Raw genomic sequence first — 13,690 nt, 5'->3', positions numbered from 1 at the left:
CACCAGAATTTATTTGGTGTTTTAATATTTAAATTTCAATTAAATATAATAGTTTGTTTAACAGCGGATTATGGAAGATATATTTAATATTTTAATAACTAACCTTAACCATAAAATGAAAAAAATTACCCTTTCCCTATTATTTGGGTTTATGTCTATTATTGGCTTCTCTCAAGTAGGTTTAGTAGAAAATTTCGATTCCGGATTTACTTTGCCCACAGGTTGGACAAGTGATTTAGAAGATTACACCATTTCTTTTTTTGAAAACTGTGACGGTAACTCTATAAGAGCAAACCTAAGCATAGATAATTTGGACGCGCAACTGACTTCGCCAAATGTCGCAGGACAGTCAAATGGAACTGATTTAACAATAGCTTTTGACTATAAAATAGTCGATTGGCCAGATGTAGTAAATGGAACTGTTCCAGGATGGGGAGAAATTTTAATAGAGTACTCTACAAATGATGGAGGAACTTGGACAACAGTTGAGACTATTAATGATATAAACCATAGTACAACAGATATTTGTACTGGTTGGTCTGTAATTGTTCCTGCTGCAAGTTTGCCAGTTGGTTCCGATTTTAAATTTCGTTTAAATGCGAACTGGTCTTCAGGGTCCTATTTTATTTACTTAGATAATATTTCGGCAACGCAAGTAGTGGAAGATCCGCCATCTTGTGTTAGTTTAATTACACCATCTGGTAGTACAGCCGTTTCCATTAACACAGACTTAGAATGGTCTACCGCAACAGGAATACCTGCAGGGTATACTGTAACTGTTGGTACAACTCCTGGAGGAACAGAAATTGCAGATAATGTAAATGTAGGTTTATCAACAACCTATGATTTACCAGATTTAGAATATGCCACTACGTATTATGTGAGTATAATTCCTTTTAACTCCAATGGAGATGCAATAGGATGTACAGAAAACATCTTTACTACAGGGTCAGATCCTAATGCACCAGTAGATTGTAGCTCAGGAGCACCAATTAATACCGTGTATTGTTATACTATTAACGAGACAATGACTTGGTCTTTTGAAAGCTCTGATGGTGCTCCACTAAATGTGTTCTTTAACGCAGGTATTATGGAAGCTTGTTGTGATGAGGTTACTATATATGATGGTACAGATAATACAGGAACTGTATTATATGATGATAACAATGGAGGAGATATGGCAGGTGTTTCTGTTATTGCTCCTTCTGGTTTTGTTTTTATAGAAATAGATAGTGATAGTTCTATAAGTTGTGAGTCTAACAATTATGTGCCTCTAGATTTTGATATATCTTGTGTAGATACTACTGCAATACCAAATTGTAATGCATCTTTAATAGCTCCTGCAAATGGAGAAGTTGATGTTAATTCCAATGCAGATTTAGTTTGGAGTCCAGCTTCTATAATAGTTACTGGTTATGTACTTTCTGTTGGTACAACACCTGGAGGAACAGAACTTATTGATAATTTAGATGTTGGTTTAGTTACAAGTTATACCCCAGGAGGTTTGCTTTATGAAACAGTATATTATGTAACTATAGTTCCTTATAATGATAATGGTTCTGCGATTAATTGTAATGAAGAAAGCTTTACAACAGAAAGTGATCCTTATCAAGTAGTAGATTGTTCTATTAACGAAATTATAAATACTACGTACTGTTATGATAATGGTACTAATGGTGTTTTTGTTGAAATATTTAACTTTCAAAGCTCAGATGGTGCACCTTTATCTATTGTATTTAATTCTGGAGATATTGAAGACTTTTGGGATACGATAAGAATTACAGATGCAGATGATTCTGTAATATATGAAGGAGATAATGGAGGGGATTTAACAGGACTTAATTTTGTTACCATTGGAGATGCATTAACTATTTTTGTAGAATCGGATGGTTCTGGAAGTTGTACTTCAAGTGGTTATATACCTTGGGATTTTGATGTTACATGCGTAGATACTAGTGCAGTGCCTAATTGTAATGCATCTTTAAATTCACCAGCTAATGGAGCGATAGATGTTAGTGAAAATGAAGATTTAGTATGGAATGCAGCAACCGTATTTGTAACAGGATATTACCTATCTATAGGTACAAGTCCTGGAGCTGTAGATATTTTAGATAATCTAGATGTAGGTAATGTATTAACGTATGAGCCAGGTATATTAAATTATGAAACTACCTATTATGTTACTATAGTACCATATAATGATAATGGATTTGCAACCGGGTGTACCGAAGAAAGTTATACTACTCGATCAGATCCTAATCAAATTGTAGATTGCCCATCCAGTCAAGTTATAAATACACTTTTTTGCTATGAAAATAATAGTGGAGGAAATGGAAATGGTAACTATTTAGAAATTTTTAGTTTTCAAAGTTCTAATGGAAACCCTTTAAGTATGATCTTTAATGCAGGAACAATTGAAACTTGTTGTGATACATTGCGAATTGAAGAAGGTGATGGTACACTTATTTATCAAGGAACTGGTGGAGCTGGTGGAGTTTTAGCTGGTTTATCCTTTTTCTCTACAACAGATAGAATTGTTGTTTTTTATGAATCGGATGGTTCTGTTAGTTGCAGTAGTGGATCAGATGATGAATGGGATTTTGATGTAACATGTTTCGATCCTTTAGCACCTCCAGTTTGTAACGCAGAAATTACAACTCCAGTAAATGGGGAAACGGACGTAGCTATTAATACTAACATAACTTGGAGTCCTGCAACTATTGTAGTTACAGGTTATGTAATCTCTATTGGTAGTACTCCTGGAGGAACAGATGTAGCAGATAACGTAGATGTAGGAAACGTATTAAATTATAACCCTGGTGTTTTAGATAATGCAACAGAACATTATGTAACTATTGTACCATATAACGATAATGGTCCAGCAATAGGTTGTGTAGAGCAGAGTTTTAAAACCATTTGTATACCACAAGAAGTTACTTTTAATGCTATTGGTGATTGTGATACAGATCCAAATAACCCAGATTTTATATTAGAAGTTAATATTACAGATTTCAGTGGTTCGGCATCTATTCTTATTTCAGATGATCAAGGTAGTCCTGTTCAAACAGCAACGGAAACTGGAATTATTACCATGGGACCTTATGCTGCAAATACAATTGTAATTATTACAACAATCAAGAGTGATGATGATACTTGTGATGTTATTAGTAGTCCAATAACATTCATTTGTCCACCACCACCAAACCCTTGTTCTATTATTTATGCAGGAGAAGACGCAACAGTAGATTGTGCAGATACTTCAACAGATTTAGCAGCTAATTTCCATTTATTTGGACAGGATACAAATACATACGTTATCAATGGTTTAGATACTTGTCCGTTACCTACTACAATTGGAGGTACACCAACAAGTCTTGATATTGATGATACTTGGTCTGAAGCTTTAGATATTGGATTCCAATTCTGTTTCTTTGGTAATATTTATAGCCAGATTCTTGTAGGTTCTAATGGTGTTTTATCTTTTGAATTAGAGAATGCTGGAGGATATAACGACTGGGGCTTTACAGATAGTTTACCTAATAATACCGATAACGCATTAGCTCAAGGTAATATTTTTGGTGTAGGACACGATATTAATCCTGCTGTATCTGGAGACATTAACTATTTAGTTATTGGTACAGCGCCTTACAGAATGTTTGTAGTTAACTATACAGATGTAGCTCAATTTAGTTGTACTGATTTAATCTCTAGCAGTCAAATTATTTTATACGAATCCTCTAATAATATCGATGTTAATGTATTTGATAAACCGACATGTACAGGTTGGAATAGTGGAAATGCCGTTATTGGTGTTCAAAATGTAGCAGGAACAGTTGCTTTTACTCCGGTAGATAGAAATACAGGACCTTGGACTGCATCTAATGAATCTTATAGATTTGCACCTTCTGCAGGAATACCAAATTATACATTCGAATGGTTTGATGGAGCTACTTCTTTAGGAAACATAGAGAATGTTACCGTAACTCCAACAGAAACAACAACGTATACTGCAACAGTAACGTATGAACTTTGTACAGGAGGAACATCTACTTTAACTGACGAAGTAACAATAACAGTAGACCCTTCAGGGTTAGAAGATGCTACATTTACTATGTCAGCAACATGTGATGGTGGTACAGCAAATGTAACCGGAACACTAGGAGGTACTTTTGCTTTTGAAGATCCAACGCCAACAGATGGTGCTGTAATTGATCCTGCAACAGGAACAGTTACTAATGGAGTTTCTGAAACTACCTATACTGTAGAATATACTACGCCTGCAACAGGAGCATGTGCAGCTACAAGTACGGTAGATGTTACGGTAACTTTAGGAGAAGATGCCGGATTTACTATGACAGCAACCTGTGATGGTGGTATAGCCAATATAACAGGAGATACAGGAGGAACGTTTGCATTCCAAGCACCAGCACCAACAGATGGAGCAGTAATTGATGCTGCAACTGGAACCGTTACAGGAGGAGGTTCTGAAACAGTATATACTATAGAGTATACAACTGGTGGAATATGTCCGCAAACCAGCGCTCAAACAATAACTACTTTATTAACAAGTGATACTTCATTTACAATGACGGCGTCTTGTGATGGAGGAACCGCAGATATAACTGGAGATTTAGGAGGTACATTCACATTTAATCCAACACCTACAGATGGCGCAATGATAGATATGGTAACCGGAGAAGTTTCTGGAGGAACAGCAGGAGCTACGTATACTGTAGAGTATGCTATTTCTGATGCTTGTTCAGTACCAAATGCACAAAACTTAACATTACTTATAGATGTGTTTGATTATGTAATCCTTCCAGATTGTAATGGTGCTATTTATGAATTAACTGTAGGTCCAATAAATGATGGTTACGATGCTAATACTGCGACATATGAATTATATGATGATATGAATTCATTATTACATACTAATGCCGTTGGAGATAATGTAATTGTAATAGATGAGAGCCTCTTTACACCTCCAATGTCTGGAAGTACTTATAACTATGTGGTTAAGGTTACAGATGCTAGTGGTTGTGTTGCAACAAACGAAGTACTAGTAGAAAGCATTAATTGTATTATATCTCAAGGTATATCTCCTAATAATGATGGTAAGAATGATGCTTTCGATTTAAGAGGATATGATGTAAGTCGATTAGAGATTTTCAATAGACATGGTATGAAAGTATATTCAAAAACAAACTATACTAATGAATGGTATGGTCAGTCTGATGGCGGTGATGAACTTCCAGTAGGTACTTATTTCTATAAGATGGAATATCAAGGAAATAAGACTAGAACATCTTGGATATACATTAATAGAGAAAACTAATAAACTAATTAATTAAAATGAAAAAATTATATATTATTCTCGCTTTCTTGTTTGTTGTTCAAATGCAAGCACAACAAGATCCGCAGTACACACAGTATATGTATAACATGAATGTTGTAAATCCAGCATATGCAGGTTCCTATGAAGGAGTTGCAGTTGGTATGCTATATAGAAGCCAATGGGTTGGTTTAGAAGGAGCTCCTAAAACGGGAACCTTCGCAATTCATTCTCCAGTTGGTAAAAAAGTTGGTTTAGGTTTGTCTTTTATTAGTGATGAAATTGGACCCGTAAGAGAAACAAATGCCTATGCAGATTTCTCCTATACTTTACCAATGGGAGCTGATAATAAATTAGCCTTCGGTTTAAAAGCAGGAGCAACATTTCATGATATAGGATTAGGAAGTTTAGAATTAACGGATGCAGATGATGACCTTTTTCAAGATATCAATGAAGTAACACCTAATATTGGAGCTGGAGTTTATTTTTACAAACCAAACAAATATTATATTTCTGCTTCTATGCCAAATATTTTGAACGCAACGCACTTAGATGCTAATGGTTTAAATATTGGTTCAGAAACACAACATTTATTTGCAGCAGCAGGTTATGTATTTAATTTATCGGAGAACTTTAAATTAAAGCCTCATGCCATGTTTAAAACAGCATTTGATGCGCCTTCAAGTTTTGATATCAATGCCAATGTATTTATGTATGATATTGTTGAAGTAGGAGTTGGATACAGACTGGAAGATTCTTTTAGTGGTATGATAAACTTTATGGTAGCACCTAATTTAAGAATTGGTTATGCGTATGATGCTATTCAATCCGATTTAAATTACTCTACAAGTTCATCACACGAAGTGTTTATTAATTTCGATATTACTTTTGCTAAAAAAGTATCTCGTTCACCACGTTATTTCTAATCAGTTAAGCTAAAAAAAATGAAAAACTTAAAAATATTTATAACATTACTATTATTGAGTAGTGTAAGTTTAACTGCTCAAAATAAATACACAAAAACAGCAGATAAACATTTTGATAAATTTGAATTTATGGAAGCCATTGCGTCTTACAATAAATTAGTTGAAAATGGAAAAGCAGATGCTTATGTGTATGGGAAATTGGCAGAAGCTAACTACAATATCTTTAGCACCACCGAAGCAGAAAAATGGTATGCAAAAGCATTAGAAACGTCGCAAGATGAAGAAATGATGTATAACTATTCGCAAATGCTAAAAGCAAACGGTAAGTATAGCGACTCTAATAAATGGATGCAAAAATTTGCAGAAGCGAGCCCAAAAGATGATAGAGCTGTAGCTTTTGTTTCTAACCAAGATTATCTTCCTGGTATATTAGAAGGGATTCAAGAATATGAAACTAAAAATTTAGATTTTAATTCTGAGGCTTCCGATTTTGGAGGGACTTTAAAAGATGGTGTTTTATACTTTTCTTCCGCTAGAAATAATGCAAGAAAGACGTATGGTTGGAATGAAGAACCATTTTTAGATATCTATCAAGTAGCAATTTCAGACATAGATAATGTAGAAGCTAAAGCGGTTACGGGAAACATTAATACAAGATATCATGAAGGACTTGTTTCTTTTAGTCCAGATGGAAATACGATGTATTTTTCAAGAGAAAGCTTTTTTGATGGTGTTTACGAAAAAATTGAAGAAACGAAAACTAAAATAAGTGTAATACACTTATATAAAGCAAGTAAATCTGGTGACTCTTGGAAAAATGTAAAACCTTTACCTTTTAATAATGATAGCTATTCTGTGAAAAATCCTTCTGTAAGCAAAGATGGTAAAACCTTATATTTTGCTTCAGATATGAAGGGAGGACATGGTAAATATGATATTTATAAAGCCTCAATAAATGGAGATGGTACGTATGGTGAAGCTGAAAATCTTGGCGACACAGTGAATACAGAAGGACAAGAAATGTTCCCGTTTATTAGTGATAACGGAACCTTGTATTTCTCTTCTAATGGTCATTTAGGAATTGGTGGATTGGATGTGTTTTATACGAATGAATCTGGAAAAGTTGTGAATGCAGGAATTCCTGTAAATAGTAATGCGGATGATTTAGCATTTTCCATCAACGAAGAAACTGGAGAAGGTTTTGTGTCTTCTAATAGAGAAGGTGGAAAAGGAAGTGATGATATTTATGCTATAAAAAGACTAGAACCTTGTCTTGTTATGGTTACTACTACAGTTGTAGATAGTGAGACTAGCAATCCAATTGCTGGTGCAATAGTTACCATTACAGATGTAAAAGGGCAAACTTTGGCAACAGAAACATCTAATGCTATTGGTGAAGTAGTATATACTGTTCCTTGTGATAATGCATTACATATAGCAGCTGCATATAATGATTACGAAAGCAACACTGTAGATTTTTCAGGAAGTAGAGAAAAAGAACAAGCATTACAGATCGCTCTAAATCCTATAGAGAAAATAATAGTTGCAGATCGAGTAGTCTTAAACCCAATATTGTTTGATTTTGATAAATCGAATATTACGGCACAAGGTGCTTTTGAGTTAGACAAGCTTGTATCTGTTATGACTAAATACCCGGATATGGTTATTTTAGCAGAATCACATACCGATAGTAGAGGTCCTGCAAGATATAATGAAAAATTATCTAGTAGACGTGCACAATCCACGGTGCAGTACGTTATCTCAAGAGGTATTGATGCAAGTAGAATAACAGGTGTTGGTAAAGGTGAAAGTGCCTTAAAAATCAGCTGTGGCTCTAAGTGCACCGAAGAAGATCACCAAATTAATAGACGTAGTGAGTTTATTATTGTAAGTGGAGGTCCTAACAATAAATAAGACAAACAGAAAAAGTAGATACATTAAAAAACCACCTCAAATGAGGTGGTTTTTTTGTGTTCCGTAATTTTGGTGTTGCTATAAATAGTGACTAGTTTAGAAAACACGAAAGTGTATAAAACAAAAAAGCCTTACTTTTTAAAGTAAGGCTTTTTTTATTTTTTTATTTGATTACCATCTTTATCAAAAAAATGATATTCTAAATATGTGTAAGCATCTCTTGGTAAAATTTTCACCCATTTCTTATGTTCAAAAAACCATTTTGAACGTATCGATGGAAAACCTTTTGTTAAAAAGGCTGCTATAAAAGGATGTGTGTTTAAAGTCACCTTCTGATAGTCTTTTTTAAATAGTCGTTCCATATCATCTTTGATTTTAGGAACAATACTGATTGGAGCTTCAACTTCGGAACCATTAATAATCTCATCCGGATTTTCCTCGCGAGTTTTAATGTTCATTTCTGGTCTTACTCTTTGTCTAGTTATTTGTATCAATCCAAATTTACTTGGAGGTAGTATTTTATGTTTAGCTCTATCATCTTGCATTTCATCACGTAGATGGTTGAAAAGCTTTTTTCTGTGTTCAGCAGTATTTAGATCAATAAAATCAACAACAATAATTCCGCCCATATCACGTAAACGCAATTGTCTGGCCATTTCTGTTGCTGCAATTAAATTAACTTCAAGTGCTGTATCCTCTTGTGAATTGGCTTTATTAGAGCGGTTTCCACTATTTACATCTACAACATGAAGCGCTTCGGTATGTTCTATTACCAAATATGCTCCTTTTGCCATGGAAACAGTTTTCCCAAAAGAGGTTTTAATTTGTCTTTCCACTCCAAATTTTTCAAATATTGGAACGTTTGACTGATACAATTTAACTATGGATTCTTTTTTTGGTGCAATAAGTTGCACATAATCTTTAATTTGAACGTAAAGCGCCTCATCATCCACATGAATTCCGGTAAAGGAATCATTAAAGATGTCTCGTAAAATAGAAGAAGCTTTATTCATTTCTCCTAATACTTTACTTGGATGCGGTGCTTTATGTAGCTTTTTACACATTGCGGTCCAACGACCTAACAAATTTTGTAAATCTTTATCTAGTTCAGCTACTTTTTTGCCTTCTGCTACGGTACGTATAATTACGCCAAAACCTTTTGGAGTAATACTTTTAACCAATCGTTTTAGTCTTTCTTTTTCTTCTTTACTTTCTATCTTTTGAGAAATAGAAATGCGATCAGAAAAAGGAACTAAAACAATATATCTACCAGCAATAGAAAGCTCAGAGCTTATTCTAGGGCCTTTTGTAGATATTGGTTCTTTTACTATTTGTACCAGTAACGATTGATTTGATTTTATAACGTTAGCAATGCTACCGTTTTTATCAATATCTTTTTCAAATGGGAAATTCTTTAATGAAAAATCATTTAGTTTACCTGTGCTTACACTTTTTGTGAATTTTAAAAGGGAAGGTAGTTTTGGTCCTAAATCATGATAATGCAAAAATGCATCTTTTTCATAGCCAACATTAACAAATGCGGCATTTAGACCAGGAACAGCTTTTCTGGTTTTGGCAATAAACACATCGCCAACAGAAAAATCGTTACCATCTTCATCTTTTTGTAATTCAATAAGTTTTCCATCTTTTAATAAGGCAAAATCAACGTGGTTGGAACTAGATCTAATGATCAATTCTTTATCCATTTTGTTAATTTTTATCCATACAATTAAGTACAGATGGATTATACATTATTTTTCTAATCATAGTTAAAGCTATCTATTAACTTTAACTATGATTAGAAATCACAGGGTTTTTAAATCCGTGGAGTTCAAACAACGCAAGGTATTACGTGTTTTTATAGAACTCATTTCAAAGAACGTTTGCTATAAACCAAAAAAGTAGCTATTAACTACTTTTTCAATCTATTTCTTCTTTTTGTGACGATTAGCGCGTCTTCTTTTTTTACGCTTATGCGTAGCAACCTTGTGTCTTTTGCGTTTTTTACCACTTGGCATAAGTTTGATCTTTTTTAAATTAATATTATTTTAGCGTCTTACTTAACGTCTACATTTGTTTTCACTCCTTCTACAAATACTTTAGCAGGTTTAAATGCTGGAATATTATGAGCCGGTATTTTTATAGTTGTATTCTTAGAAATATTTCTACCAGTTTTTTCCGCTCTTGTCTTAATGATGAAGCTTCCAAATCCTCTTAAGTATACATTGTCACCACCTTCTAAAGAAGTTTTTACTTCTTCCATAAATGTTTCAACCGTTGCTTGAACATCTCCTTTTTCAATTCCTAATTTCTCAGAAATTTTTGCTACTAAATCAGCCTTAGTCATTCTCTATTATTTTTAATTATTGTAATCAGTTATTAAGGGATGCAAATATAGGAATTTAAATTTCAATATTTCAAACCTAATTCACTTAAATTTAACCTAATAAACGTTTATTTTTGCAGTTACTATATATAATAAATGACTATAAACAAAACTTTAACACATTGGTATTCAGAAAACAAGAGGGATTTACCATGGCGAAGAACTACCAATCCGTACTTTATATGGTTGTCTGAAATCATTTTACAACAAACTAAAGTGGATCAAGGATTACCTTATTATGAAGCTTTTGTTACTAATTTTCCAACAATTTTTGATCTTGCAAGTGCAAAGGAGAGCGATGTTTTAAAATTATGGCAAGGTTTGGGCTATTATTCTAGAGCTAGAAACCTACATGCAACTGCAAAATATATAGTAGATTCTCTTCATGGGATCTTTCCAGATAACTATAAAGACTTATTAAAACTTAAAGGTGTAGGTGATTATACCGCAAGCGCTATTGCTTCTATTTGTTTTAATGAGGTTTGCGCTGTGGTAGATGGCAATGTATATCGTGCATTTTCTAGATATTTCGGGATTGCTACTCCTATTAATAGTACAGCAGGTCAAAAGGAGTTTAAAGTATTGGCCCAAAAATTAATAGATAAAAAAGATCCAGCAGAGTTTAATCAAGCTATTATGGAGTTTGGTGCGAGACAATGCAAGCCTAAAAATCCGGATTGTACTATTTGTCCGTTACAAGGTGGTTGTATTGCTTTACAGAAAAACTTAATTACAGAGTTACCAGTAAAGAAGAAGAGTCTAAAACCTAAAACAAAACATTTTAATTTTTTGGTGTTTGTTTCCGTAGATAAAAAAACTATTTTAGAAAAAAGGGAAGGAAAAGGTATTTGGCAAAATCTATATCAGTTTCCTTTAATAGAGAGTAAGGCGAGTATGAATTTTAATGCGTTGCATTCTCAATTAAAGAATCATGCTTTAATCAATACTTCTTCCTTTAGTTTGTCCTTATATAATGAAGAGGCAATTATTCATAAACTATCACATCAGCATTTGCATACTAAGTTTTGGATTATAGAAACAGATCAGCTTCTCGTGGAAGGGATTGCTATAAACGAAATAATAGATTATCCTGTTCCTGTGTTGCTTTCTAATTTCATGGAAGCTTTTAATTTTTAGAAACGGTATCTTAATTTGGGAGTCAAATGGTGTGTTAAGACTATCGTTAATTTTAAATTTAAAAGAAACAATACGGCTGGTATTATTAGAGGATTAAACAGGTATTAGTCTATATCATATTTTTTTATTAATTTTAAGTTTATCAATTGCAAAAGCGTAATTTTGTGGAACATTAAAAACAAGATATCATGTCAGGTACGTTAAATAAAGTAATGCTAATTGGGCATTTAGGAGATGAAGTAAAAATGCATTATTTTGAGGGAGGTGGTTGTGTTGGCCGTTTTCCTATTGCAACGAATGAAACCTACACTAATAAGCAAACTAACGAACGTGTTACTAATACCGAATGGCATAATGTAGTGGTACGTAATAAAGGTGCAGAAATTTGCGAAAAGTATTTAAGCAAAGGAGATAAAGTATATATAGAAGGAAGAATTAAAACCAGAAAATGGCAAGATGAAGGTGGAAACGATCGTTTTTCTACAGAAATACAATGTAATGACTTTACTTTTTTAACAACAAAAAATGACAGTGGTTCTGCAAATAGTGCGCAGCCGCAACAACAAAAACCGGAAGCAGCACAGCCGCAAGCAACGCAACCAAAAGCTAGTGCGCCAGTTGCAGAAGACGATGCGGATGATCTTCCCTTTTAACGTTTAACTAAAAATATAATCTTTGGATCCCGAACCCTCGAGTTTTTTACTAATAAATTTAGCTATTGATTTTTCAATTGTAAGTGGTTTTGTACTCTTATTTGTGCTATTGCTTTGTTCTGCTTTAATCTCAGGAGCAGAAGTGGCTTTTTTTTCCTTAACAGATACAGATATAGAAGAAGGTTTAGAGGAAAATGCGAAACCAATTCAAATAATTTCCTATTTATTAGAAAGACCTAAAAAACTATTGGCAACCATTCTAGTTGCTAATAATTTTATAAATATTGCAATCGTAATTCTGTTTGCTTATTTAGGTAATTTTATGTTTGAAAGTATAAGCTCTTCAGCTGTAAAATTTATTTTAGAAGTTGTTTTAGTTACCTTTTTAATATTGCTATTCGGTGAAATTTTACCCAAAGTATATGCCATTAGAAATAGATTGAAATTTGCCACATTTATGGCGTATCCTATACGTTTTCTAGATGTTGTTTTTTCGCCTATAAGCTTACCAATGCGAAGCATTACATTAGCAATTAATAATAAATTTGCGAAACAAAAATCCAATCTAAGTGTCGATCAACTTTCCCAAGCGCTAGAGTTGGCAAGTGATGAAGACACTACTAAAGAAGAACAAAAAATACTGCAAGGTATTGTCTCTTTTGGTAATACAGATACCAAACAGGTGATGCGACCAAGAATAGATATTTTTGCATTAAACGTAGAACAAAAATATGCAGAGATAATTCCTGAGATCATTAAAAATGGCTATTCTAGAATTCCTGTATATAAAGATAATATAGATACGGTTGTTGGCGTTTTATACGTTAAAGACTTGTTGCCTTTTATCGATAGAAAACAATTAGATTGGAAAACCTTATTACGAGAACCATTTTTTGTGCCTGAAAATAAAAAGCTAGATGATTTAATGGCTGAGTTTCAAGAAAAGAAAGTCCATTTGGCTGTGGTTGTAGATGAATATGGAGGGACTTCCGGACTTATATCTTTAGAAGATATTATTGAAGAAATAGTGGGAGATATTAGCGATGAGTTTGATGACGAAGGATTAGTGTATTCTAAATTAGATGATAAAAATTATGTTTTTGAAGGTAAAACAGCTTTAAAAGATTTTTATAAAGTCATAAGATTAGACGAACAAGATATTTTTGAAAATAAAAAGGGAGAAGCGGAAACGATAGCTGGTTTTGTTTTAGAGATTTCTAGAAGTTTCCCGAAAACGAATAGTAAAATACTTTTTCAAGATTATGTTTTTACTATTGAAGCATTAGATAAAAAACGAATAATACGCGTAAAAGTTACTATTCCTTAATATATATTAGAACAC

8 protein-coding genes are annotated in these 13,690 nt (G+C 33.3%); 6 read left to right on the top strand and 2 right to left on the bottom strand.

Annotated elements, in window-relative coordinates; translation table 11 throughout:
* Positions 1-115: 115 nt before the first annotated feature.
* From ACVCXO_RS07760 to ACVCXO_RS07750, 3 genes are read left to right on the top strand one after another with little or no spacing between them, the layout of a single operon-like run.
* Positions 116-5,335 (top strand): T9SS type B sorting domain-containing protein, encoded by a 5,220-nt coding sequence (locus tag ACVCXO_RS07760; protein ID WP_452229026.1) that lies wholly within the window; start codon positions 116-118, stop codon positions 5,333-5,335.
* A gap of 17 nt (positions 5,336-5,352) precedes the next feature.
* Positions 5,353-6,258 carry a PorP/SprF family type IX secretion system membrane protein gene (locus ACVCXO_RS07755; RefSeq protein ID WP_452229025.1) on the top strand — a complete coding sequence of 302 codons (906 nt, stop codon included), beginning with the start codon at positions 5,353-5,355 and terminating at the stop codon, positions 6,256-6,258.
* Between the two features lie 18 nt (positions 6,259-6,276).
* Positions 6,277-8,172 (top strand): OmpA family protein, encoded by a 1,896-nt coding sequence (locus ACVCXO_RS07750; RefSeq protein WP_452229024.1) that lies wholly within the window; start codon positions 6,277-6,279, stop codon positions 8,170-8,172.
* Between the two features lie 155 nt (positions 8,173-8,327).
* Here ACVCXO_RS07750 and ACVCXO_RS07745 read toward each other — a convergent pair whose 3' ends face one another.
* Both ACVCXO_RS07745 and ACVCXO_RS07740 read right to left on the bottom strand, forming a co-directional pair.
* Positions 8,328-9,878, bottom strand: a complete 1,551-nt coding sequence (locus ACVCXO_RS07745) for an Rne/Rng family ribonuclease (protein WP_452229023.1) — start codon at positions 9,876-9,878, stop codon at positions 8,328-8,330.
* Between the two features lie 350 nt (positions 9,879-10,228).
* Positions 10,229-10,519 carry an HU family DNA-binding protein gene (locus ACVCXO_RS07740; protein ID WP_055442767.1) on the bottom strand — a complete coding sequence of 97 codons (291 nt, stop codon included), beginning with the start codon at positions 10,517-10,519 and terminating at the stop codon, positions 10,229-10,231.
* A gap of 135 nt (positions 10,520-10,654) precedes the next feature.
* Here ACVCXO_RS07740 and mutY point away from each other — a divergent pair, with 135 nt between their 5' ends.
* From mutY to ACVCXO_RS07725, 3 genes are all read left to right on the top strand, one after another.
* Positions 10,655-11,695, top strand: a complete 1,041-nt coding sequence (mutY, locus tag ACVCXO_RS07735) for an A/G-specific adenine glycosylase (protein ID WP_452229022.1) — start codon at positions 10,655-10,657, stop codon at positions 11,693-11,695.
* A 188-nt stretch (positions 11,696-11,883) separates the two neighbouring features.
* Positions 11,884-12,348, top strand: coding sequence for a single-stranded DNA-binding protein (locus ACVCXO_RS07730; RefSeq protein WP_452229021.1), 465 nt, complete (start codon positions 11,884-11,886; stop codon positions 12,346-12,348).
* Between the two features lie 22 nt (positions 12,349-12,370).
* Entirely contained in the window at positions 12,371-13,675 is a 1,305-nt protein-coding gene (locus ACVCXO_RS07725; protein ID WP_452229020.1) for a gliding motility-associated protein GldE, read from the top strand.
* Positions 13,676-13,690: the final 15 nt, after the last annotated feature.

It is taken from the genome of Lacinutrix sp. MEBiC02404 (assembly GCF_053601575.1).
This window is presented reverse-complemented; position numbering and strand designations above follow the sequence as displayed.